Annotated in this window: 16 protein-coding genes; 10 read left to right on the forward strand and 6 right to left on the reverse strand. The window is 55.7% G+C overall.

The window, feature by feature from the left end; all coding sequences use genetic code 11:
• Nucleotides 1-46 precede the first annotated feature (46 nt).
• From ABIK48_04700 to ABIK48_04710, 3 genes are read right to left on the reverse strand one after another with little or no spacing between them, the layout of a single operon-like run.
• Entirely contained in the window at nt 47-1,543 is a 1,497-nt protein-coding gene (locus ABIK48_04700) for a FlgD immunoglobulin-like domain containing protein (protein ID MEO0021454.1), read from the reverse strand.
• A 43-nt stretch (nt 1,544-1,586) separates the two neighbouring features.
• On the reverse strand, nt 1,587-2,567 hold the full coding sequence (locus ABIK48_04705; GenBank protein ID MEO0021455.1) for a glycosidase: 981 nt from the start codon (nt 2,565-2,567) through the stop codon (nt 1,587-1,589).
• A complete protein-coding gene (locus ABIK48_04710; GenBank protein ID MEO0021456.1) occupies nt 2,564-4,828 on the reverse strand; it encodes a glycosyltransferase family 4 protein in 2,265 nt (754 codons plus the stop codon). The genes ABIK48_04705 and ABIK48_04710 overlap by 4 nt, the downstream gene beginning before the upstream one ends.
• A 118-nt stretch (nt 4,829-4,946) precedes the next feature.
• On the opposite strand from ABIK48_04710, the gene ABIK48_04715 reads away from it, so the two are divergent.
• From ABIK48_04715 to ABIK48_04730, 4 genes are all read left to right on the forward strand, one after another.
• Complete coding sequence (locus tag ABIK48_04715; GenBank protein ID MEO0021457.1) at nt 4,947-6,317, forward strand: PLP-dependent transferase; 1,371 nt, start codon at nt 4,947-4,949, stop codon at nt 6,315-6,317.
• Between the two features lies 1 nt (nt 6,318).
• The gene (thrC, locus tag ABIK48_04720) at nt 6,319-7,659 is read left to right on the forward strand and encodes a threonine synthase (protein MEO0021458.1); all 1,341 of its coding nucleotides are present in this window, start codon (nt 6,319-6,321) and stop codon (nt 7,657-7,659) included.
• Complete coding sequence (locus tag ABIK48_04725; protein MEO0021459.1) at nt 7,656-8,864, forward strand: cofactor-independent phosphoglycerate mutase; 1,209 nt, start codon at nt 7,656-7,658, stop codon at nt 8,862-8,864. Before thrC ends, ABIK48_04725 begins: the two co-directional genes overlap by 4 nt.
• Before the next feature lie 207 nt (nt 8,865-9,071).
• A complete protein-coding gene (locus ABIK48_04730) occupies nt 9,072-10,664 on the forward strand; it encodes a sodium:solute symporter family protein (protein MEO0021460.1) in 1,593 nt (530 codons plus the stop codon).
• A 16-nt stretch (nt 10,665-10,680) separates the two neighbouring features.
• Here ABIK48_04730 and ABIK48_04735 read toward each other — a convergent pair whose 3' ends face one another.
• The gene (locus ABIK48_04735) at nt 10,681-13,038 is read right to left on the reverse strand and encodes a FlgD immunoglobulin-like domain containing protein (protein ID MEO0021461.1); all 2,358 of its coding nucleotides are present in this window, start codon (nt 13,036-13,038) and stop codon (nt 10,681-10,683) included.
• Nucleotides 13,039-13,170: 132 nt separating this feature from the next.
• Here ABIK48_04735 and ABIK48_04740 point away from each other — a divergent pair, with 132 nt between their 5' ends.
• The 4 genes from ABIK48_04740 to ABIK48_04755 all read left to right on the forward strand — a co-directional run bounded on the left by ABIK48_04740 (nt 13,171) and on the right by ABIK48_04755 (nt 17,058).
• Nucleotides 13,171-14,409, forward strand: coding sequence for a hypothetical protein (locus tag ABIK48_04740; protein MEO0021462.1), 1,239 nt, complete (start codon nt 13,171-13,173; stop codon nt 14,407-14,409).
• Between the two features lie 159 nt (nt 14,410-14,568).
• Nucleotides 14,569-15,375, forward strand: coding sequence for a T9SS type A sorting domain-containing protein (locus ABIK48_04745; protein MEO0021463.1), 807 nt, complete (start codon nt 14,569-14,571; stop codon nt 15,373-15,375).
• A gap of 94 nt (nt 15,376-15,469) precedes the next feature.
• Nucleotides 15,470-16,180: a hypothetical protein gene (locus tag ABIK48_04750; GenBank protein ID MEO0021464.1), complete on the forward strand. Its 711-nt coding sequence runs from the start codon at nt 15,470-15,472 to the stop codon at nt 16,178-16,180.
• Nucleotides 16,177-17,058 carry a site-specific DNA-methyltransferase gene (locus tag ABIK48_04755; GenBank protein MEO0021465.1) on the forward strand — a complete coding sequence of 294 codons (882 nt, stop codon included), beginning with the start codon at nt 16,177-16,179 and terminating at the stop codon, nt 17,056-17,058. The genes ABIK48_04750 and ABIK48_04755 overlap by 4 nt, the downstream gene beginning before the upstream one ends.
• Nucleotides 17,059-17,085: 27 nt before the next feature.
• Here ABIK48_04755 and ABIK48_04760 read toward each other — a convergent pair whose 3' ends face one another.
• Nucleotides 17,086-19,653 carry a M28 family peptidase gene (locus tag ABIK48_04760; protein MEO0021466.1) on the reverse strand — a complete coding sequence of 856 codons (2,568 nt, stop codon included), beginning with the start codon at nt 19,651-19,653 and terminating at the stop codon, nt 17,086-17,088.
• 265 nt (nt 19,654-19,918) lie between these two features.
• On the opposite strand from ABIK48_04760, the gene ABIK48_04765 reads away from it, so the two are divergent.
• Nucleotides 19,919-21,085: a Fic family protein gene (locus ABIK48_04765; GenBank protein ID MEO0021467.1), complete on the forward strand. Its 1,167-nt coding sequence runs from the start codon at nt 19,919-19,921 to the stop codon at nt 21,083-21,085.
• Between the two features lie 522 nt (nt 21,086-21,607).
• Here the strand turns inward: ABIK48_04765 and ABIK48_04770 are convergent.
• On the reverse strand, nt 21,608-24,061 hold the full coding sequence (locus ABIK48_04770) for a TonB-dependent receptor (GenBank protein MEO0021468.1): 2,454 nt from the start codon (nt 24,059-24,061) through the stop codon (nt 21,608-21,610).
• 103 nt (nt 24,062-24,164) lie between these two features.
• Here ABIK48_04770 and ABIK48_04775 point away from each other — a divergent pair, with 103 nt between their 5' ends.
• Entirely contained in the window at nt 24,165-24,419 is a 255-nt protein-coding gene (locus tag ABIK48_04775) for a hypothetical protein (protein ID MEO0021469.1), read from the forward strand.
• The last annotated feature ends 15 nt before the right edge of the window (nt 24,420-24,434 follow it).

Below are 24,434 nucleotides of genomic sequence, written 5' to 3' on the forward strand. Positions count from 1 at the left end.
TCTGCTATATTCTATTCAATTTACCGCCAGATGTCAATTGATAACTCTATCTCGACCAGGTGACCTTGTGCCGGACGGTGATGGTGCCGGTGGTAATTGTAATCAGGTAGGTTCCACGGCGGACGGGCTGATGATGCGCATCAGTTCCGTCCCAGACCAGCGAATGGTAGCCAGCAGACTGCTGCTGTTCCAGCAGAACCTTGACCGGTCTGCCTGCAAGATCGAACACCTCAGCCCGGACCATGCCTGCCTGAAGCAGGAGATATTCAATCCGGAGTGAACCCCGACGCACTGCCGGCTGTGCCCGGACAATCCGGAGCACATTTTCGCCGCCGGAACGCTCCCGGATGCCGGTTGCCGCTTCGCCGGCGGCAAACACTGCGACGGGAAACTGGTTTGCGGGCAGCATCAGTGCGTTCCGGACGGCACTCCGTTCCGTAAGGCTCAGGGGCATTGTGGCGTAGCCGTTGATACCCAGCGCCCGGGTCTGCATCAGCAGATTGAAAATGGCGAAACCGGCTTCCTGCATTGTGCGGTAGGATGATGTGTCGTCAACACAGATGACCAGATAAATTGGCGCGGTGGATGGGATGCGGATCGAAGCGCTGCGCAGGGCAGGCCGCCAGTCTCCGGAAAGCAGGGGTTCAAGGCGGTGGTCCCGGGTGGCAAGGTTATTTCCCGGGGGCAGGCGGTTCCAGTAGCGGCTGACACCTTCCTCAGCGACCAGATAGATTTTACCGGTGAGAAAGTAGCCGGCGACCGCACTGGGAACTGTCAAGCCCTGCCGGTTATTGGAGGTGCGATGCGGGGTGACACCATAGGCAGCCCAGAGCAGCTGAGAGGCCGTCTCCAGTGATGGCGGAATGCCGGTAAACTGAGAATCGGGTGCCAGTTCGGCAAGCAGAATTTCAAAAGTGTCAATGCCCTTCACTAACGGTGCGGGCAGACTGGAATCGGAGGAGATCGCAACCAGGGTTGAATCAACTCCGCGTGCCGGCGCCCGGCCCAGAACATTGACCATCAGAATCGGATGGGCGGGTTGCCAGTTGCTGTTGGCGTAATCGGCCGCCCATTTCATCGGGCAGCAGACTACCTCGCCGGTATCGGTCCAGAAGGCAATTGCTGCGAGCAGGCCGGCTTGGATCGACATCCCGGCGTCCTCATGGCGCGGGGTGGCAACTCCGATCTCATAGGCGGAACCCGAGTTGTAGCGATGGTCGCCGGGAAGGTGAAGTGAAAGCGTCCGGGTATCGGGATCATAACGGTAGACATTATCAGCAGTGGCAACATAAAACTCCCGGTAGGCGCCGGAACACGGCACCCGGCTCATCGCCCACAGCACATTGGCCAGCACCTGAACCGGCAGTGGACCGTCAAAACCGGAATGCACTGAATAACGGCTGTTGGCAAGCAGTTCAAATGAGTGGGCATGGACTACCGGCGCGGGCAGTGATTCCGTTCGGGTCAGCACAGGCAGCTGGGCAGCAGAACCGAGGGTTATCAACAGCGAAAGCATAAGCACCAAGCCTGCGCGCCAACGCATATTTAAATCATACCCGCTGCCGCACCCGCGTCAACTTCAGCGGTCAGGTGATGATGCTTTCGCCGGGGATGTCGCAACTGTGCACGCTGTGCCGGTCCAGCCAGTCCAGCAGGTTGCTCAGCCGGGCATAGGCAAGACAGATGGTGGTATCGGCCGCACCGTAATATACCCGGATGGTATCACCATCCGGTTCCAGAATACTTCCGCACGGAAAGACGACACTGGCAACATCGCCCACCCGTTCGTATTCCATCACGGGCCCGAAAATCCATTCGGTGCTGCGCCGGACACAGCGCCAGGGTTCATTTGAATCCAGGAGTGCCAGTCCCACCCGGTAGATACAGCCACCCGGAGTGTCCTTGACCCCGTGATAGAACATCAGCCAGCCGTGCGGAGTTTCCAGAGGTGGGGAGGCGAGGCCAACCCGGCTCGCATCCCACCATGCACCCTGGCGCGCCGGCAGGACCAGATGGTGTCTGCCCCAGTGAATGAGGTCCGGTGAGCGGGAGATGTAGATATGGGCGCCGAGCGATGTTATCGGCCGGTGGATCATCAGCCAGTAGCCGTTAAACCGGCGTGGCAGGAGTGCCGCATCCTTATCTGCCGGCGGCATCACCACGCCCAGCCGTTCAAACCGGTTAAAATCCACGGTGAGGGCAAGAGCAACTGCCGGACCGGCGCGGGAGTAGGCGGTATAGACTACTGCATATTTATTCAGTTCCGGAACAAAGGTGATGCGGGGGTCCTCAATTCCCCATAGCTCTTCTGGGTGATTTGCCGGGTCAGGGGTCAGTGCGGGTACGGGGTCAATTTCCCAGTTATCAACGCCGTTTCGGGATCGGGCAATACAGAAGTGAGATATGCCGCAGCGGTCCTCAACCCGGCAGAGAAGCAGTGTGGTTCCGTCAGGAAGCAGCACCGCGCCCGGGTTGAAAACTGAATTTACAGGATAAGGCCAGTCACGGGGCGCAAGAATGGGGTTGTTTGCCGCCCGCTGAAGCAGCGGTTGATGATCACCGTTCATCGGTTGTCGGTGGGGGACTGGGCGCTCCGGATTGTGAGCAGCGAGGCGATGAATGACAGAGTTGCCTCCGCGCCCTCATTACCATTGACGCCATCCGGGTGCAAGCCGTCATGACAGCCACCGGTAGTATAATCATAGACCGGCAGGCCGAGGTCATTTCGGCCCAGAAACCATTCAAATGCCCGGCGCATTTCTTCGCGCCAGCGCCGTTCATGAGTTACCAGATACGCCTGATAGCAGGCTTCAATCATGCAGTGGGCTTCAATCGGTTGCTGGTCAAACCGGGCGCGACTGCCCCCACGGCGCCAGCCGGTGTGGGCGATGGGAATGAAATGATTGTGCTCGGAGGTCTGGACCTGAATCAGCCATTCGAGCGATTTCAGCCCGGCATCGATGAGGTCCTGCCGGCCCAGCTCCCGGCCGGCGGCGATCAGCGCTTCACTGAGCCGGGCGTTTGCATAGGACAGGACCGGTTCAAACCAGCACCAGTCCGGTACGGTATTGGCAAGGTAGAGTTGAAACAGCCGTTCCGCAAGCAGTTCCCGGAAACGCCGGGCGTTGCTGTCGCCTGGAAAGCGCCGGCTGTAGGCGCTGATCCCGAGAATGGTATATGCCCAGGCACGCGGGCTGGTGAACAGCTCCACTGCCGGCAGGCCTGCAGCAAAGAGGTTCATCGCTAAAGCAAGCACCCCTTCCTCCGGTGCCAGATTAACCGCATGACCCAGCGCCCAGAGCGCCCGGCCATGACTGTCTTCAGACCCATACTCTTCAAGCCAGCGCCGATCATAGGCGAGAAAGTTGCGGAACCGGCCGTTCTGGCGGTTAAAGGCATAATCGACAAAGGCAAGATAGCGTCGGATGAGCCGGGAGAGCAGATGCTTATCTGATTCCAGTTCCCGGGCGCGCAGGGCGACGAGCAGTGCCCGGGCGTTGTCATCGGTGGTGTAGCCTTCACTCAGGTTGGGGACAGTGCGCCGGGCATGCTGGAGGATCCCGGTGTCATCGGTCAGGGTCAGGAGGTGATTCAGGTTCAGATCCGGCAGGTCAATGTCCAGCGGGTCGCTGGAGGCAGCAGGAGGATAGAGCACCGCCGGACCACGGCGGCGTTCTGATGATGCCCGCTGGAATGTATCCAGATAGGCGCGTGCCACCTCTTTCCAGACCATCCTGCGACCGAAGGCATAAGCCCGCTTGCGCATCGCATGCCGTTCGCTCTCCTGCTCAAACAGCTGGATGATGGTGTTGGCAAGTGCGCTGCTGTCCCGGAAGGGAACAAGTCTGCCCCGCTCTTCAGCCAGCAGCTCCTCGGCATACCAGTACGGGGTGGAGACGACCGCCTTGCCAACACCGAGTGAATAGGCAAGCGTCCCGGAGACAATCTGCTGGGGGTTGAGATATGGGGTGACATAGATATCGGCCGCACCGAGAAACCGGCACAGTTCCTCAAGCGTAACATAACGGTTGTGGAAGATGACATGGCGGTCAACTTCAAGCTCACGGGCACGGCGCTGCAGGCTGAGCCGGTATTCCTCTCCCTGTTCCCGCCGGACATTGGGATGGGTGATGCCGAGCACAATATAGACCACATCCGGGAAACGCCGGACAATTTCGGGCAGGGCGTCAATCATATACTCAATTCCCTTGTTTGGTGAAAGCAGACCAAAGGTCAGAATCACCCGCCTGCCCTCGACGCCAAACAGGTCCTTGTAATAGTTCGGGTCGACAAAAGGCATATCCGGAATCCCGTGATGGATCAGATCAATCTTTTCCACCGGCACCCCGTAGATTTCCCCCAGAAACCGGATTGCCCGCTCACTCATTACCACCAGCCGTTCCGAGAGCCGGCAGATCTCTTCCAGCACCTGGCGCTGGTGTTCGTCCGGCTCGGCAAGCACCGTATGCAGGGTAGTGACGATCGGCATCCGCAGGCGCCGGAGCGTGGTCAGGATGTAACTGCCAGCCGGACCGCCGAAGATGCCGTATTCATGCTGCAGGCAGGTAAGGTCAACCCGGGTCATGTTCAGATATTCGGCGAGCTGGCGGTAGTAATCCTGATTGTTCTGGGCAACCTCAAACCGGACCCGCTCCGAATACGGATAGCCTTCAGGTATGTCGTTAATCGCCGCAACCAGACAGTCCAGCTCCGGTGCCTCCGCGGCAATTGCCTCCACCAGATCAGCGGTGAAAGTAGCAATTCCGCAGCGGCGCGGGACATAGGTGCCGATAAAAGCAAGTTTCCTGAATGTATACTTGCCGAGCATGATTGTTTTATTTTAGCGGGATCGGACTTTCAGTCAATCGGGAGAGGGATTGGGCAGTGATCGAGATTGACTGCAGCTGACTGCGGGATATGCTATAAAAAACCGGGAGGAGTTGCTTATGAACAGTTCTGGCGCCGACAGACTGGACCGTTATATTAAAGAGGCTCAGGCACTGCTTGCGGAACGGGAGGCACGCTGGCAGCGGGCAAAGAGGATGAAGTTTGATACGCTGGCGGTGCACGGGCTCTACACGATGGAGGAGGCAATTGCAAAGAATCAGGGGGCAATTATTGAGCCGCTGTTTCTGGCATCGGCACAGGCATACCGGGATTCAGATGAACTGGAGGCGGCGCTCAGCTACCAGATTCCCACCTGGTGCTACACCCGGATTCACAACCCGACTCTGGGCTATCTTGAGGATACGCTGGCGCTGCTTGAGACCTACGGTTCGGACATCAGAGCCGGCTGCTGTGTCTACTCCTCAGGGATGGCGGCGATTGAGAATGTCACCGATACTCTGCTGGTCCGGCTCGGAAACGAGCCGCCGAACTTTGTCTCCCAGTGCCAGATTTACGGCGGGACCTTTCAGCAGTTCAATGTCCGGAAGTTTCAGGAGCGGGGGATTGAGGTCCGCTGGGTGCTCAAGCCCGAGGATGTGAATGAGTGGCGGAAAAGGATTGACAAGAATACCCGGTTTCTCTATGCCGAAACCCCTTCCAATCCGGGTCTGCAGTTCTTTGACTTGAAGCCGGTGATTGAGTTGGCACATGAATACGGTATTCCGATGGTGGTTGATTCCACCATCGCTTCGCCGGCTTTACTGCGACCGCTGACCCTTGGCGCGGATATTGTGATTCACTCCGCCACCAAGGTGATGAGCTCATCCGGTATGGGGATGGCGGGTGCGGTGGTCGCCCGCCAGCCGATTGTTACCAGTATTCCGAATGAAGAGCTGAAAGCCGATTTCGCCCTCTATCTCAAGCGCTATCCCCAGCGCGACCAGGGCGGATGTCTGCATCCGTTTCAGGCGCTGATGACCTTAAATGACCTGCGGGATCTGCGGCACCGGGTAGACCTTTTGAGCCGGAATGCGCTGACGGTGGCGCAGTTTCTGGAGGGGCACCCGAAGGTGCTTGAGGTCAGCTATCTGGGGCTTGAGAGCCACCCGCTGCATCCGGTGGCAAAGAAATACCTGAAACTGGCAGACAGTGATGAAAAGCGCTATACCCATCTGCTCGCATTCCGGGTCAAGGGGGGACCGGAGAAGACCCGGCAGGTGTTTGACCGTTTCCGGCTTATTTATCGGGCAACTGATCTGGGCAGAATTAAAACCGTCGCCACCATTCCCGCCATCTCCACCCACCTGCTCCAGGGAGAGGAGTGCCGGGAGATGGCATGCATTCCACCGGATCTGATCCGGCTTTCGGTCGGGGCTGAGGACCCGGCGGATGTGATTGCCGATCTGGAGCAGGCGTTGAGCGGAGTATGAGATGAGATTCTACTCCACAAACCTGCAGGCGCCTCCGGTTGATCTGCGTCAGGCGCTGCTGACCGGTCAGGCACCGGACAAGGGACTTTACATGCCGGAGAATATCCCGCTGATTCCGGCTGATGAGGTTTATTCGTGGCGGGATCAGCCCTATCCGGAGGTGGCGTTTGCGGTGATGCGGCGCTGGACCGGCGGGCTGCTCACCGACGATGAGCTGCTGAAAATCTGCCATGAGTGCTATGACTATCCGGTGCCACTGGAGCGGGTTACCGGCCGGCGTTATCTGCTCCGGCTGGACCAGGGACCGACCGCCTCATTCAAGGACTTTGCTGCCCGGATGATGGCACGACTGCTGCGGCACATCATGCAGACTGAAGGCGGTGAACTGGTAATCCTGACCGCCACCTCGGGTGATACCGGCAGTGCGGTGGCATCGGCATTTCACAATGTGGACCGGATCCGGATGGTGGTGCTGTTCCCGCTCGCGGAGGTTTCGGACCGGCAGCGCCGGCAGATGACCACCCTTGGCGGCAATGTCACAACCATCGGGATTGACGGCAAGTTTGATGACTGCCAGGCGCTGGTCAAGCAGGCGTTTGCCGACCCGGGGCTCAATCACATCCGCTTCTCCTCAGCCAACTCAATCAACATCGGCCGGCTCCTGCCCCAGTCGGTCTACTACTTCTATGCCGCCAGCCGGCTTACGGCGAAGGGTGAAAGACTGGTGGTTGCGGTGCCCTCAGGGAACTTCGGCAACATGTGTGCAGGCATGCTTGCCTGGCGGATGGGGCTGCCGGCGCAGAGGTTTGTGATCGCCACGAACGAGAATGACGAATTTCCCAGATTCCTTGCCACCGGCCGATACGAAAAGATTGTCCCCTCGCGCAAGTGCATCTCCAATGCGATGAATGTGGGCCATCCCTCCAATCTTCCCCGTCTGGTTGCGCTTTATGGCGGGGTGATGGATGAGCAGGGGAATGTAAAAAAGGAGCCGGACTTTGGGGCGATGCGGCAGGAGATGTTTGCCGCAAGTATCACCGATGAGCAGACCCGGCAGACAATCGTGGACACCTGGCAGCGTTATCACATCCTGCTTGAACCCCACGGTGCGGTCGGCTGGTTCGGGCTGGAGCGGTATCTGGAAATGGCACCGGCAGAGCCGGCGGTCGCAATTGAAACCGCCCATCCGGCAAAGTTTCCTGAGGAGATCAGGTCACTGCTCGGGATTGAACCTGAGCTGCCGCCCAGCCTTGCCGGACTGGACACGAAGCCGGAGTATTACGAGACCGGACCGGCAGATTACCGGTGGTTCAGGGAGTTTCTGCAGAGCCGGCTGAAATGAAATACCTGATTTTTCTCGGCGACGGCATGGCTGACTATCCCCTGCCGGAGCTTGATGGCAGGACTCCACTCCAGGTGGCAAACAAGCCGGTGATTGACCGGCTCGCCCGGCTGGGCAGAAACGGCACCTTTGTTACGGTTGAGCCGGACATGCCGCCCGGTTCCGAGGTTGCCAACCTCACCGTGCTCGGCTACGATCCGAAGCGCTACTATCAGGGCCGGGGTGTGATTGAGGCGGCGAGTTTAGGTGTGAAACTTGAACCGGAGGATGTTGCCCTGCGCTGTAACCTGCTCTGCATCAAGGATGGCAGGATCAAGAACCATTCTGCAGGCCATATCTCAACTGAGGAGGCACAGCTATTGATTGAGGAGCTCAACCGCCGGCTGGCAACCCCTGAGATCAGGTTCTTTCCCGGCTTCACCTACCGCCACCTGTGCGTGCTGAAGAATGGCTCGCCGGAGCTGGAGTGCTTTCCACCTCATGACCATGTGGGTGAGAGTGCCCTGGAACTTCTGCCCCGGGCGAAGTCACCGGCAGCCGAGGAGACCGCACAGCTGCTGCGGGAGCTGATTCTCAAATCCTGGGAGATTCTGCCCGGTCAGGCGGTCAACCTCAACCGCACCCTGCAGGGTAAGGACCCGGCAAACTCAATCTGGTTCTGGTCACCAGGGAGAAAACCGCAGATGCCCACTTATCAGGAGCTTTACGGGTTCAAGGGTGCGGTTATCGCCGCAGTAGACCTGATCAAGGGGCTCGGGGTCTATGCCGGGTTTGATGTGATTGAGGTGCCGGGTGCGACCGGGCTGCTGGACACCAATTACGAGGGCAAGGCGGATGCGGCGCGTGGGGCACTGGCGGATCATGACTTTGTCTTTGTTCATCTGGAGGCGCCGGATGAGGCGGGTCACAGCCGGGATGTCAGGCAGAAGATTGAGGCGATTGAGCGTTTTGACGCCCGGCTGGTGGCGCGGGTGATGAGGGGGATTGAGGAGCGGGGGCTGGAGGTGGCGGTGGCGGTCCTGCCCGACCACCTGACACCAGTGGCAAGAGGCAATCATGTCCACGGGCCGGTGCCGGTGACGATTTACCACCCGCACCTGAGCCCGGACCGGGTTGAACAGTTTGATGAAGTTTCAGCAACCCGCGGCATCCTGGGTGAACTCCACGGCGACCAGTTTATCCGGACCTTTCTCCAGCGGCGCTAAGGGCGTCCCGCAGGCTAACCCTCCTGCCTGAATTCATTTCCAGGTCATTTCGACCGGAGCGGAGCAATCCCTTTCCTTTTCGGGTGAATAATTGACAGCTGGGAATGGATGTGATATATTAACCGGCTGGTTATGTCAGGCGCAAGCCATCCCGGCCAGCCCGGGATGGCTTTTTGATTTTGAGCCGGAAAGGAAAATCTGATGACAGTGGTAATTTTCGCCGGTTATCTGCTGATTCTTTTAATGCTCGCCCTGCGGGCACGGCAGAAGGCAAGGCCCGGTGCTGAAGACTTCTTTCTTGCCTCGCGGACGCTCGGTCCGCTGATGCTGCTTTTGACTCTGGCGGCGACCAACTTCTCCGCCTTTACGGTCTTCGGTTTTGCGGGAGCGGGCTACCGGTTCGGCTACAGCTGGTATCCGATCATGGCGTTTGGCACCGGATTCATGGCGCTGACCTTTATTCTTCTGGGCATTCCGGCGCACCGGGCAGGCAAGGAGACAGGTGTGATCACACCACCCGAGCTGATCTGGCACCGGTTCCGCCATCGCGGACTGTATTCTGCCTATCTGCTGGTGATGGTTGTCTTTACCCTGCCCTATCTGGCGCTTCAGCCGCTGGGTGCGGGCTATATGCTTAAGGCGCTGTTCGGTATTCCCCATCCCGCCGGTGCCGGGCTGGTGGTGCTCATCGGTCTGGTCTATGTGCTGGTGGCGGGTCTGCGGGGCGATGTTTATACCGACCTGTTTCAGGGGCTGCTGATGCTTATCGGTGCCGGGGTGCTGTTTTTTGCCCTGATTTCAGCGCTGGGCGGTTTTGAACGGGTCAGCAGGGAACTGGTCTCAAAACTGCCCGGGCTTTTCTCCCGGCCCGGCGGAGACGGATTCTTTACCCCCAGGATCTGGTTTTCCTATCTGGCGCTCTGGTTCTTATGTGACCCGATGTTTCCCCAGCTGTTTCAGCGGTTTCTTGCTGCGGGCAGTGACCGGGCGCTCCGGCGCAGTGCCCAGCTCTATCCGCTGGTTACCGGGGTGCTCTTCTTCTTTCCGGTGGCACTGGGCGTGCTGGCACATTCGGTTCTGCCCAATTTGAGCGGAGGTAAAACGGATCAGGTCCTGCCCCTTCTTGTCAGCCGGGCCCTGAAACCGGTTTTTTCCGGTCTGCTGACCGTAGTCGGGCTGTCTGCCCTGATGTCAACGATGGACTCCCAGCTCCTGACCCTGTCCTCAATGGTGCTCCGGGATGGCAGGCAGCTTCTGGGCAAAAACCCGGAAACCGGGAATCGGGCACGGCTGGCGGTTATTATCCTGCTGGCAGTTACCGGCTGGCTTCTTGCCCTGAAACCGCCGGCAACAATCCTTGAGATTGCGACCGAGACCTTTACCGGTCTGGCGGTCCTTTTCCCGGTTACCCTTGCCGGTGCCTACTGGCAGAAGGCAAACCCATGGGCCGGGATGCTGTCAATTATGGTGGGCGAGGCGCTGGTTGTGCTATATCACTTCAAGCTTCTGCCCGATTTCGGCTTTCTGCCGGTAATTCCGGTAGTGGGTGTGAGTGCTCTGGTGCTGATTGCAGGCAGTCTGCTCTTCCCTGCCCGGGGCTTGAACCCCTGGAGCTCAGTCAGAAATCTCAACTGGCGCCCACTCGGTGCGCTGTTACTGGTTTTCATTCTGGCAAATGACTTCTGGAGCTGGCACCGGGTCGGAGCGCTGTTTCTCGGTCTGCCGGTCTGGCTCTGGTATCACATCGGTCTGACACTGACGCTGGTGGTGCTGTTGGGCTGGCAGGTGTTCAGGAATTGAAGAGCATTTTATGAATCTAATGGAGAAGGACGAGCCTTGCCTGCTGGTTCAGAAATTCGGTGATGTAGACACCGGCAGGCAGTTTTTTGCCGGAATCACCGGTTCCATCCCAGAGGAAAGTCAGATTGTCAGCCCGGGGTTTGAGGGTGCGGACGAGCCTGCCTGCCGAATTGTAGATGGGCAGAGTGGTTACCGGTGCCGGCTGACCGGGATTAAGACGGATCGTGGTCTGAGCCCGGAACGGGCTGGGTGTAATTGAAATCAGGCGCCTGTCCTCTTGAAACTTCCCGCCAACTCCAACATTGCCGGCGATAACCGAGATTGAGGCACCTTCGCTGTTGGCAATCAGGGTGCGGTTACCCTCAGGAATCCAGAGGGCAAAAGCGGGAGCAATACCGGTCGGGATCATGGTCAGGACCTGACTGGTGGCGCAGTCAATCACCGTGACATTGTCATCATAGGAGTTGGTGCAGTAGAGATGGTGGTCAGCCGGATTATAACTCAGATTTATCGGCATTGTACCAACGCTGATGGCGGTGATTGCCGAATCAGCTCCGGCATCAATCACACTCACCGAAGCGGAACCGGAGTTCACGCAGTAAACCCGGCTGCCGGTCCGGTCCTGAACCAGGTATGCGGGCTGATTGCCGACGGTTATGGTTTTAATCACCGAATCGGTGCGGGTGTCAATTACTGTCACGGTGTTGCCGGTGCTGTGGGCACAGTAAATCCGGTGATAAGCAGAATCGAACAGCAGAAATGAGGGCCAGGGGCGGACCGGAATAGTTTTGATGAGGGAGCGGGACCGGGTGTCAATGACCGCAATCGTTCCGGAGCCGGCACAGGCGCAGTAGACCCGGTTCTGCTCCGGACCGGCAGAGAGTGATTTCGGTCCGTTGCCGACCGCAATAGTGGCGATGATGCTGTCTCCATTTTCTGAGAAAATGTTCACTGTGCCTGAACCGTAATTGGCAATATAGAGTGAGCTTTCGGCAGGCAGATAAAGAAGCGCCTCCGGGCGATTACCGGTTTTAACCTGCTTGATTATACTGTCTTCATTAACAGCGATCACCGCAATCAAACCGCTGTCCCGGCTGGCAACATAAACTCTGGTGCTGTCATCGTTCGCGCATAAGCGCCACGGGCAGCCGGCAACCGGAATTTCCGCAGCCGGATTCAGGGTGGCGATGTCAATTGCGGAGACATAGTTGCTCCACTGGTTTGCCGCATAAATTTTGTTGCCTGCCCGGATCAGATGAATGGGCCAGGCACCGAGGCGGATGGTTTTGACCCCAGCAAGAGTTACGGCGTCAATTGCGGTGACATCGTTACTGCGCCAGTTGACCGTATACACCAGTTTTTCAACCGGGTTGAAACCCAGGGTCCAGGGGTATGTGCCGCAAGCTACAAAAGCGATAATTGAATCGGTACGGGCATCAAGCACGATAACCCGGTTGCCTGCCGGTTCGACGGCAAAAATCCGGTGGTCAAGCGAATCATAGACCATCACCGCCGGTGTGCCGCCGGTAAAGACCGTTCTGATAACCGTATCGCCCGCACCGTCGATCACGGTTATACCGCTGTCATGACTGCAGTAGATCCTGTTTGCATCAGGATTGAACAGCAGATACCGGGGTGTTCTGCCCACGGCAATGGTTGCCCGCACCTCCTGGGTCGCACCGTCGATTACGGTGACATTGTTGCTGATGGCATTGGCGGCGTAAACCCGGTTGGCAACCGGATTATAGCACAGATTGCGCGGGTTGCTGCCTGCCGGCACGGTGGTCAGCACCTGATGGGTCTGGCCGTCAATCACCGAGACCGAGGCGGAAAGCTCATTTGCCACATAAATCAGGTTGCTTGTGGTGTTAACCGCCAGGGCTGATGGTCTTGAGCCCACAGCAACAGTGGCAATTACCGAGTCCCGGACACCGTCGATTACCAGTACCTGGTCCCTGATGTAATTGGCGAGATATACCCGATTGGTAAGCGGGTTGATGGCGAGGGCATAACCGCCCCAGCCGACATCAAGCTGTCGGAGCAGTTGACTGGCGGCACCGTCAATTATTGTGAGAGCGCCGGAGTAGTAGTTGGCGACATAGATTTTGTTTACCCCGGGATGATGGCACATTGCCAGTGAAAAGTAGCCGGTTGGAATCCGGGCGATTTTCCGACCGGTGGCGCCATCAATGGCAACTGTTGCCTCACCGTCCTGCCCGGCAACATAAAAGCGGTTATTCAACGGGTTAAACGCACAGCAGCGGGGGTTGACAATTCCGCCCAGTGAATCGGGAAGAAGAACGGTCTTCTCCAGAAGCTGGGCATGCAGGCTGGCGGTGATAAGCAATGTTAAAAGCAGGTGTCCGGGGTTCATTACTCCCGGCAAATATTATATGTTAAACCGGTTTCAAATCAATATGCTCGTCCGAGAGCGGTCAGCTGCTGGTGTGTTGACAAAGATCAGGCAGGGGTTAAACTTTTCCGGAGTGCAGAAAGGGAGCAGATTATGAGATGTTGGACAGTTCTGGTTTTTGCCGGGCTGGTAATGAGCGGTTCGGCGCAGTGGGTGTCGGTCGGTCCGGACGGCGGTAATGTCCAGGCGCTGGCAGTTGACCCGCAGAATCCGGACCGGCTCTTGGCAATCTCCTACACCTATCCGGACACACCGCAGGTCTACTTTTCCTCTGACCGCGGAGCATCCTGGCAGGTGCAGGGCAGATTTGACCAGATTTCAGCATCGGCGCTGGAGTTGGATCCGTTTGTTCAGGACCGGGTTTATGCGCTTGGCGGTTCGGGCTATGTGCTTATTTCCACCGATTGCGGTGCGAGCTGGCGGATGGGAATACTGCCGGGTTTGAACAATACCCTGAAACCGGATCCGCATCATGCGGGCAGGGTTCTCGTTGGGGGTTATGATGTGATTAACGGCAACTATCTGCCGGTGGTTCAGATTTCCACCGATTATGGTGCAAGCTGGACAAGGGTAATTATTGATTCAACCGCAAACAACCGGCCGGTGCAGCATCTTGCATTTGATCCATCGGTTCCGGATGTGGTCTGGGCAGGGTGTATTGCAGGGAGGATTTACCGTTCAAGCGATGGCGGGTTTACCTGGGAGCCGAGGCACACCGGTGTGGCACCGCTGGCTGGGGTATACAGGCTGGCGGTCAGCCCCGCAAACAGCGAGCTGCTTCTGGCTGGCACATCAGCCGGAATTTACCGGACAACCGATGGCGGTCTTCACTGGACTCCGCTCGGTCTGAGCCGGACCCGGATTGTTGTTTTTCCCCTGACCGACACGAGCCGGGCATATGCGGTCAGTTATGACACCGTGCTTTTTACCGAGCGGGTTTTTGTTTCCTCTGACACCGGTGTCACCTGGAGTGCGGCAGAGCCGGGGATGGTGCTGGCAAAGAGTGGCGGACTGATTGCTGATCCGCAGGTTCGGGATCTGGCTTATATCTACTGCAACCGCGGTGTTTTCCGTTCCACTGACGCTGGGACGCACTGGTCAGAACGGCACACGGGAATGCGCTTTGCTCATATCTCCACCATCAGCGTCAGTCCGACAGATTCCAGCCGGGTGTATCTGGAGTTTTATGAGAACGGGGTTTACCGGTCGGATGATGGCGGGATCACCTGGGAGCGGTGTCCCGAGTTTCTGGACTGCGGAAACATCTGCGGGATCGGGGTTGCACCGGGCGCGGGTGCTGATATTCTGTATGCGCTTGAAGGCAAGGGCTGAGGGACCTCCGAGCTCTACAAGAGCACAGACGGCGGGTCCGTCTGGACACAGGTTGACTCCTATTATGATGATGGTGGCTGCTGTCTGGTTTATCCCTCTGACCCGGACCGGATTCTGACCGGCGGCAGAGGACCTTCAACTCAGACCAACTGGTCATTTGTGGTTTCCTATTCAACCGATGGCGGGATCAGCTGGACCAGATGCAACCTCTCCGGTGTCAACTCCGGATTCTGCTACTGTCTGGCGGTTTCACCGCCAAGTGATATTGTTTATGCCGGTGGCGAGGTGCTGGGTGCGGGTGCGGTTTACATTTCAACCGATGGCGGGTTCAGCTGGAGCCAGACCCGGAGTGCACCGGCAGACACCGTTTTTGCACTGGCGGTTGACCCGCTGGAGCCGGACCGGGTTTATGCGGGAACCCGGAACGGGGTTTACCTGAGCACTGACCGCGGTGTCAGCTGGGAGCAGCTGTTTTCCGGTTCAGCTGTCCGCTCGGTCCGGATTCATCCTCAAGCTCCGGATACAGTTTTTGCTGCCGGTGATTCCGGCTGCTGGATTTCCCGAAACCGGGGACTGGACTGGGAACCGATGAATCATGGTCTGGGTTCACCGCGCCTGACCGCAATGGAGTTTGTGCGCGCACCCGGGCTGATGCTGCTTGCCGGCACACAGAACCGCTCCTGTTACCGGATGGATTTGAGCACCGGTGTTAAAGAGGCAGAATTCCGGTTTGAACCCGGGGAAGCAGTTTTTTCGAGTCCGGTGCGCCGGCAGGCAAAACTGCTTACGGGCGAACCGGTCAGTCTACTGCGCCTTTACGACGCTGGGGGAAGGCGGGTGTTGAGTTTAGACAGGCTGAAACCGGGCGAGATGGTGAATATCGCCGGTCTCAAATCCGGCTGTTACCTGATAATCGCCAAGACCGGCAGGAGAACGGTTTATACGCGGATCGTGGTCAGCCGGTAGCTTAACTCAGCTTAATTGATTGTGTTGTGAGGCGATTTGCTGCCAATTTTTATAACTGCTTGACTAATTGACTCCGATTGTTTAAATTTTATTTATGAATCAAGAGTTAGCACATGTTGTTAATCTATATGCAACTGGTTCGCATAAGCAGTTAAATGATTACTTATTAAGCAAGTCCCAAAACAATCTAATCGCCATTCTCGTTGACCTTTTGACTATGTATATTAATGATAAAAATTCTTCTACTCTTCGAGAATTTGTTACAGTTACTTTGGCAGGATATGAGCATAGAGAGGCTAAAATTGGTTATAATGGATATAAACACAATTCTATTGTACCCGGTGAGACAATAAAGTGCGAAGCAAAACCTAAGAATATAGATACTTCTGAATTTGAAAAGTATCAGCGAGGAGAGCGTAAATCTCCGCCAGCAAAACTTAATGGTGGTGGCAATTTCACTGACTACACTTCAGAGAGATTAAAGAAGGACCTTAGTGAGAGACATTTAAATATGCTGGTAAGTGGATTTATTGATGGGAAGCTCATTTACATAATTGAATTCCCCTTTAATACACCGGACTTTGTTAGGAACCTCCAAGAAAAAGTCAGACGTTGGCAGTTGAAATTAAAGGGTAGTACCTCGACAAAAGGGCAGTTTTTAAGGAGCGCCGATTTTGACTATCGTGATTATATAAAAAGTTCGAATGTGAACATTGTTTATATTATTAATCGTCGGGAATTAGAGAAGTATAGAAAATATATAATTAAGGAATTCTATCAATTTTTATTGCGTCATGCTAAATGAGTAGCAAATACATTAACAAGATAATCTGTGGCGATGCCCTTACCGTTCTCAGAGAACTGCCAGATAATATTGTAGATATTGGTATAACCTCGCCACCTTACAATAAAGGTGAAAACAAAAAAGGGTGGTTGGTTCCGGCTGTAAGGTATGTAGGCGCGAGTGATAGACTACCTGAAAGTTTATATCAGGAACAACAAATTGATGTTCTAAATGAGATTTATCGTATTACAAAACCAGGCGGTTCTTTCTTCTATAACCATAAAGTTAGATGGGAAAAGGGAATTTTGCTACATCCTATGGATTGGCTTAGAAAGACTAAGTGGATAATACGGCAAGAGATTATTTGGGACCGAATGATCGCCGCCAATATTAGAGGTTGGCGCTTCTGGCAGGTGGAAGAAAGGATATACTGGCTGTTTAAGCCTAAAGGTAGAAATCTAATTGGCGACGAGCTGAGACCCGAGCATGCTCGGTTAACATCAATCTGGCGTTTTCCGCCCGAGCAGAATAATCCTCATCCTGCGCCGTTTCCGATAGCGTTGCCGGTGCGTGTAATTATATCAATTTTAAATGATTCAAAGGGTTTAGTTCTTGATCCTTATTGTGGTAGCGGTACTACGCTGGTGGTGGCTAAAATTCTTGGGCATAGTTTTATTGGCATTGATATTTCCGAAGAATATACGAGATTAACAGAGCAACGGTTGAGTAATTACCTGAAAGAGGTTCCTTTAGTAAACGAAGAAATTGCCAAACACAAAGTTACTAAAACATTCAAAGAACGAAAAGCAAAAGGTGAATTTACGGGCAGATACGGACCTCAACGAAGAACAACACCTTTAACCCTTTTTAAAGTTCGAGATAGAAAGCACCGCGCTTAAAGGGAGATAAATTAGTTAGTCCCCTTTTTATTTCATAATGGTTAACTTAGCTGTAAGCAGTGGAATATCTGCGCGCAGGAAGTAGACACCGGGTGCGAGGTTGCGGCAGTCAAGCCGGATTGAGTTTTCGCCTGCTCCGGTGTGCAGACTGCGCACCAGCCTGCCGGAACGGTCATAGAGGGCAAGACGGGTGGTGCCGGTTGTGTTGAGCCGGATCTGGGCAGCAAGCCGTGCCGGGTTGGGGCTGATGGTCAGTGTGCGTCCCTGCAGGCGGTTGAGCCGTTCGACAATTCCGGTTGCCGGTTCCACGGTGGTGAACCGGATCGCCCTGCCCGGTGCAATCGGTGCGGCACCATGGGCATAGCTGCCGTTGTAGAGGCACTGAATTGCAATCTGGCGCGTCCCGTCCTGGATGCCGATTGTCGAGCTTGAGTAGCCGTTGGCGGTCAGATACTGGAAGACAATCTCGTTGTCACCGGTCGGGGTGGTGACCGTGGTATCATAGATGATGACCTGAAACTTGTCACGCAGGGTGCGCGGGTTGTAGTAGAAGACGCTGTCGTATTCTATGATCAGCCGATGGTTCGGCTGGTCAAAGAGCCAGTAGACATAGCCGGTGCTGTTGTAGCCGGGATAGAGGTCATCCCAGTTGACCGCAATCACCCGGGGTGGTGCTCCACTTGAAGGCAGAGGCTGGTTCTGGTAGTTCGGGGTGCGGTAGAATCCGGGCACAAGCCAGCCGTCCGCGGAGATCGAGAGCGAGTCATAACTCTGACCGTAGAAGCGGAGCGGTCCGAAACCTTCAGGCAGAGGGATGACCCGGACGCTGTCATTATGGCCGAATTGAATCCGGTTACCGACCGAATTGATCTCCACCCAGCTGAACTCCGGGTGCCGGGTATAGCCGGTGTCGATGTCATCATAAGCCCAGTAGCGCGGGGGCCAGCGCGGTCCGTCCGGAATCGGGTCGGTTATAAGATACTGGCCAATCTGGAGGTTGAAGCTGGTGACAAAGGTGCTTTCCTGAGCCACCATCGTCAGCTGGAATGATGCCTGATGCTCGCGCGGGGTCTGTGCCGAAATCAGCAGCCGGCAGGGCAGGCTGGTGGTTGCGGTTTCACTGCCGGCGATATCACCGAACCAGCTGGAATCCGCAGTGATGGTGATAAATGTATCAGCAGTGCCAAGCCGGGCATAGACATTATGGGCGGTTACCATGCCAAAATTCTTCAAAGTGAGATAGACGGCAATGCTCTCGCCCGGGTCCGGGAAGTTGTTGCCGCCAAAGTCATTGACCCGCACGCCTAAAAGCCCGAGCAGGGGACGGTTCGCCGGCACCGGCTGGCCAAGAAGGGCAAGTCCGGCAACACCCGCTCTGGTTACCTGAGTGCAGAAGTCGTTATTGTTATAGCCGGCACCGATCGAGTCGCCCGGAGTGTGATAATAGGGGTTTACAGGCCAGAAGTCCTCAATACCGCAGAAGGCAAGATAGCCGTTGTTCCAGAACGGTCCGTGGTCCGAACTCTGGTTGTCGTTCACCATCCGCTTGTAGACCGGCAGGAGGGCATAGGTGTCGGCAACCGCAGTGAACCAGTCCACAAACGGCTCGCAGGGCGGATTGCTGATCTTGCCGAGCACATCCAGATTCTCAGGCGCAGCGTCCACATAGCCGATCATGTCAAAGTTGAACACACCGAGAATCGAGTCGCCGGCTGCCCGCGCCTGCGCCGCATAATACTCACTGCCATAGAGCCCGAACTCCTCACCGGAAAAGGCGATGAAGCGCAGGTCCCGGGTGAACTGATAACCCCGGGTGACCCGCGCCGCCTCGAGCACCGCGGCAGTGCCGGAGGCGTTGTCATCCGCACCGGGCGCATTGGTTGCGGCATAGGAGTCAAAATGGCCGCAGATGATGGCATAAGGGTTGCGCTGACCCTGAGTGCCGAACCGGACCCCGATCACATTGGGCGCATGGCCTGAGGTGTGATACTGAAAATAGACCGAGTCACAACCAAAGGAGAGAAACTTCTGCCGGATCCACTCCGCAGCCGCCCGGCAGGAGTCAGAGGTTGAGTAGCGGGTGCGGTAGCGCTGGAGCCGGCGGACATAAGAGAGCACCGAATCGGGTGAGACCGAGGCAACAATCTGCTCAATCAGCGGGTCGGCGAGGACCGGCGGCGGGTCAAACCGGACCGGTCTGAAAACCCAGGGCTGAAGGCTGAGCCGGGCAACCATCGCCCGCAGGGAGCGGAGTGCCGGCAGGTTTTCGGGTGCGGCCGAAACCAGATACTCCTCACCATCAAAGTCGAGAATCCGGCTGATTGCGGCAAGCTCCTGCCGGGTTGCGGGATCAAAGAGGTGGACCCGGAAGTAGAGCTTCTCCTGCGGCTGGTAGTCCAGCACCCTGCCGTTGAGGGCGGAAACTGCGGTCTGCTGCTCTTCAGTGCCGAGGACCAGCACCCCGCTGTTGGTCATGCCCACAACTCGGAACTGATCCTTGAGCAGTTCGGGCTTGACATCCGGGATCAGTGCCAGAAATTCACCGGCCACGACCAGACTGACAATTGTCAAGAGGATAATTATTGACCGAGCCATACGGACTCCTTTCGGTAGTTTGAATAATTTTACCTGAGCAAAAACAAAAAGCAAATTTTTAATCATGATGCTGGTCCGGATAGTGTATTACCAGCCATAATTACTGACAAAATTGCTGACATTTATTATTAAAATGTCAATATAATTAAATTTATATTTTATTGTTTATGAGCAGGTTATAATTTAGAAATTGCTGACAAAAATAACGACAATAACAACGACAAAATTGTTGACAGATTATTCTTATTGGCTATAATTAAAACTCATGGAAAACATACCGGCGGAAAGAGAAAAGCGGATTAAACCAGTGAAGGTAAGGGCGCACGCGCCTTTTGCCTTCAGCTGGTATTTTAACAACCGGCAGGTTTCAGAAAAGGTTCTTGAGGCGATGGTTCTAAATACCACATTTAACACGCTGCCAGTTCTGCCGGGCTGGGTCGCAAGGCTGAATGAGGAGTTGATTGTGCGTTCAATCTTCGGAACTGCGGCAATTGAGGGCAGTCCGATTACCGAAAACGAAGTTTCGGATCTGGTTGCAGCGCCAGGGGATATTGTGCCTAAAAACGAAAGGGAGAGGATAATCTTGAATTTGCGGGCTGCATACCAATTTGCTGGTGTCGGACAGGGGAAGCCTGTGAACCTGGAGCCGTTTCTGATATCAGAAAAACATATCACCAAGCTGCACGAGATTATAACCCGGGGCATTGATGATCGCCGCTATCTGCCTGGTATCTACCGGTATGAGGCGGTTGAGGTGGGAGATGCTGACCACGGCGGCAGATACCGGCCACCCAAAGTTCCGGATGATATTAAAAGGCTGATGCAGGAATTTGTGGAGTGGGTAAACAGTGATGAAATCATAAAAGGGGTTGCTCCGGCGGTTCGGGCCTTTCTGGTTCACTATCACTTGGCGCTTATTCATCCTTTTAAAGATGGTAATGGCAGGGTCGCCCGGGTGCTGGAGGCGGAGATTCTGGAGCGGGCAGGGTTTTGGTATGTGCCGCTGATGATGTCCAATTACTATTACCAGCACATTGACGATTATTACCGGGCATTTACCGCCGCGGAGAAAAACGAATTTGATCTCACCCCGTTTCTGATTTTCTGCCTTGATGGTCTGGTGGCATGTCTGCGGGAAATGCACAAACGGATTTCCGACCAGATCCGGATTCTTGCCCTGCGTAAATACTATGAGGAGCTGCGCACCGAGCGCAAACTTACAAGCCGCCAGCACGCCCTGCTGTTGATTCTTCTTGAGGGAGAAAATGAGTTCAAGGCACCAGAACTGAAATCCAGAGCGGAGTTTATGGGCTGGTATCAGAATGTTTCTGACCGTTCGGCAGCAAGGGATATCAGAAAACTTTTAGATATGAAGCTGATTGTTAAGGCTGATGGCGATAAGTACAAGTTAAATACGAAGGCGCTCGGTTAAAAATCGGGTGTTTGCTTAACTCTCTGTTTTTCAATATATTACATCTTTATACCCCTTGAGAACCTGCCCTCCCCGCAGTTCCCCCTACCGTCGGGGTTATAAGTTTCAGGGAGGAGGTTTGAAATAGTGTAACTACACATCTGGGGTTTGCGGTAGCGCCGGCGGTTTAATGTGTTTAAGTTCCTGATCTGATAGTATTTAAGCTGATGCTGGATTTTAGTGCCGACCCCGGGATTAAGCCTGGTTCCAGGGGGTATAATCGGCTAAAGCATAGCAAATCAATAACCTGTAATTACGGGTAAACCGGAACGGGTTCTGTTTTTGGGGCGTGTTTGCATAAGTTGATTTTTTTCAATGATTAAGAAATCAATTTTTTCTCATTGACAAAAAAGGTTTTTCTAATACTATTTTAAGCTTTTTCTCGGAAATTAGCGGGCGGTTGCAGACCGCAGAGCAGGCTCGGTTGCAAACCATCGTACCTCCTGACGGCGTCCGGAAACAAGAACCGGGCGCCGTTGTTTTTTAATATTCAAATACAGGCGCAGTGGTATCCTCATCTTCTTCGCCAGTAGTCGGGCGCCGGCGGTCCGGTTTGTAGTTGTTGAAGTTCCAGGTTATACCAAGTGAGAGCTGAGGTCCTTTCCTGCCAAAGCGGGACCGGGTGTAGAAAGTCTTCGTTTCTGTCTCGTTTTCGTGCCAGCTGGTGGCAAGCAGGTCGCGGACCGAAAGGGTGATGAAGAGCTGGCGGTTGAACAGCATCTGGCGGGCAGAAATTCCGGTCCAGATATGACCGCCTTCTCTGCCCTGCAGGGTTGTGCTCGGGCTTTCGTAGCGGGCATTGAGCTGGAGCCGGGTGGCGGTGGGCAGGGTCAGGTCGGTGGTCAGTCCTGCTTCCCAGTTGAAGCTTTTGCGGGTGATGGTTGTGGTGTCGAGCATGCCTTTGAGCCGGTAGTCATAGATGTCGCCGGTGAGGGTGATGTTCCAGAAGCGGAAGGGGGAGAGATCCAGATTCATTTCCAAGCCCAGTGCCCGGTCCGAGCCGATGTTTCGGACCGTGTGCAGGATGATGTCGTCGCGGTAGATGGACTGGAAGCGCTCAATGACATTGTGGGTAATCCGGTAGTAGCCGTCAAGGGCGAGCCGGTTGGCACCAAAGGGGAGGACAAATCCGGCTTCATAGGAGTCAAGGTATTCGGGTTTGAGGCCGGGGTTGCCCTGGCGGACATTTCTGGCATCCATCCAGGTGAGGAAGGGTGAGAGGTCCCAGCCGCCGGGCCGGTCGATCCGGCGGGTGTAGCTTGCCATGATCTGCTGTTCCTGCGGAAAACTGTAGGAGAGGTGCAGGCTGGGGAAGAAATCCCAGCGATTGAGCGGGGTGAAGGTGCTGTTGTTGATGGTGACGGTCCTGCCGGAGTATTCGGTTCTGATGCCGAGCATGGCACCGAAGCCCTGCCAGTTGAAGGAATAGGTGGAGTAGAAGGCATGAACCCGGTCGCGCTGGACTGAGCTCTGACGGTAGATGGTGTCCTCCTGGTAGCGGGCGGTGGCGGTGTCATAGGTTGCGGCAGAGGTGTTCTGGTCCGGTCCGAAGCGGAGCCGGAGCTGGTAGCCCGCTTCAAATTTGTCCTTTTCCCTCAATGGCAGGGCGTAGTCCAGTTTGAGATCAAGCGGAATGCCCTGATGGGTCTCCCGGGTCATTCTCCCGGCTCTGATTCTGCCGGCAAGTGACTCTTCGGTGAGGGTGGAGTCGGTGCTGGATCTGCCCCGGAGGGTGGTGTGGAGCTGGAGGTCGTGCCCTTTTCTGCCGAAGTTGTGGCCCGCATCCAGGCTGGCAGTGAAGATGGTGCCGGTGCCGAAGGAGGCGGTGGCACCCTGATAGTTCAGGGTCTCGGCGGTCGGGTCCGGTGTTTTCCATTCATAATAGTCTGCCTGCTGACCGCGCCGGTTGCCGTTACCGCCGAAATAGCCCGAGAGGCTGAGCCAGTCAGAAGGAGTGAGCTGAAAGTCCGCACCGCCCCGGAGTCCGTAAAACCGGTGCTGAAAGGACATTGTGCCGGTGGAGGTGCGGTGGGTGGTGTCGCCTGCCGGGTTCAGAACCCAGCTGGTCATTTCCCGGCTGCCCGGGAATCCGCCCTGGTTGAAGTTGGGGCTGAGGTAGAAGGTGCTGGTGCCGGTTCTGAGGCTTAAAAGCAGGCTGGCGCCGAGCTGTTCGCTGGTGCCGGCATTAAGGTTCAGAATGCCGGAGATGCCGGCGGGGCGCTGTTTTTTGAGGATGACATTGATGATGCCGGCTCTGCCTTCCGGGTCGTATTTAACCGAGGGGTTGGTGACGATTTCAATCCGGTCAATGGTGCTGGCGGGAATCTGCCGGAGCGCCTCACTGCCTTCAAGGGGTGAGGGCCTGCCGTCGATCAGGACGGTGAAGCTGGAGAGTCCGCGCAGGCTGACATTGCCCTCAAGATCAACTTTGACCGATGGCGCGTTTTCCAGCGCATCAACCGCAGTGCCGGTCTGGAGCGCCGGGTTCTGGGCGACATTGATCACCTTGCGGTCAATTCTGAATTCCAGTTTCGGCTTTTGTGCGGTTGCTTCAACTCCGGGCATCGAGATGACCGCCGGTTCAAGCGGGATTTTCCCAAGGTCGAGCCGGGCGCCGGGTGCAAGCTGGATGTTGTGCACCCGGTTGGTGCGGAAGCCGATGAATGAGACCTCAAGGTAGTATCTGCCCGGCGGCAGCTGGGTAAGGGTGAATCTACCCTGGGCATCGGTAACCGTGCCGTTTACCAGTGCGGAATCCCGCTGGCGGTAAAGCACAATATTGGCATACTCTACCGGAGTGCTGTCGTGCGGATTCCAGATCTGTCCGGTAATTAATCCCATGCCCCGGACCGAAGCTTCCGGTGCCGGCTGGGCAGAGAGCAGGGACCAGACCGGACTGAGAAATATGAGGGCAGTAAATCCAGCCTTGATTTTCATACTCATCGTGCTAACTCCTTTTTGTCTGGCATTTACAATAATTAGACACTATAACAGCAAAATTCCTGCTTGACAATTAATGCGGATCAAAATATGATTGAGTGTGAAGCCGCCCCTGCCTGATCCGGATGAGGAAAAGGCGCGTCAGATTCTGGCTGCGTTCCGGCGACTGGAGCGGCAGGAGCGGGCACGGAGCCGGCTCGGGATACTGGTCTGGCTTTTTCAAGTGGTGCTGCTGGTTGCACTGGGATTGATTGTGATCGCCAACCTCCAGAAGTTCAAACTCCTGCAGCAAGTTATAAAACAGCCGGATTCACTCCTGCTGGATCAGCCCGGCACCCTGAATGATTTCCATTGACAGACAGCAGAATTT

This window comes from candidate division WOR-3 bacterium, assembly GCA_039801085.1.
Classification (GTDB): Bacteria; Hydrothermota; Tepidihabitantia; order Tepidihabitantales; family Tepidihabitantaceae; genus JAOABP01.

Coding starts and splice junctions, on each gene's coding strand:
- ABIK48_04700 (MEO0021454.1), bottom strand. CDS start 1,543: ATGCGTTGGCGCGCAGGCTTGGTGCTTATGCTTTCGCTGTTGATAACC.
- ABIK48_04705 (MEO0021455.1), bottom strand. CDS start 2,567: ATGAACGGTGATCATCAACCGCTGCTTCAGCGGGCGGCAAACAACCCC.
- ABIK48_04710 (MEO0021456.1), bottom strand. CDS start 4,828: ATGCTCGGCAAGTATACATTCAGGAAACTTGCTTTTATCGGCACCTAT.
- ABIK48_04715 (MEO0021457.1), top strand. CDS start 4,947: ATGAACAGTTCTGGCGCCGACAGACTGGACCGTTATATTAAAGAGGCT.
- thrC (MEO0021458.1), top strand. CDS start 6,319: ATGAGATTCTACTCCACAAACCTGCAGGCGCCTCCGGTTGATCTGCGT.
- ABIK48_04725 (MEO0021459.1), top strand. CDS start 7,656: ATGAAATACCTGATTTTTCTCGGCGACGGCATGGCTGACTATCCCCTG.
- ABIK48_04735 (MEO0021461.1), bottom strand. CDS start 13,038: ATGAACCCCGGACACCTGCTTTTAACATTGCTTATCACCGCCAGCCTG.
- ABIK48_04740 (MEO0021462.1), top strand. CDS start 13,171: ATGAGATGTTGGACAGTTCTGGTTTTTGCCGGGCTGGTAATGAGCGGT.
- ABIK48_04750 (MEO0021464.1), top strand. CDS start 15,470: ATGAATCAAGAGTTAGCACATGTTGTTAATCTATATGCAACTGGTTCG.
- ABIK48_04755 (MEO0021465.1), top strand. CDS start 16,177: ATGAGTAGCAAATACATTAACAAGATAATCTGTGGCGATGCCCTTACC.
- ABIK48_04760 (MEO0021466.1), bottom strand. CDS start 19,653: ATGGCTCGGTCAATAATTATCCTCTTGACAATTGTCAGTCTGGTCGTG.
- ABIK48_04765 (MEO0021467.1), top strand. CDS start 19,919: ATGGAAAACATACCGGCGGAAAGAGAAAAGCGGATTAAACCAGTGAAG.
- ABIK48_04770 (MEO0021468.1), bottom strand. CDS start 24,061: ATGAAAATCAAGGCTGGATTTACTGCCCTCATATTTCTCAGTCCGGTC.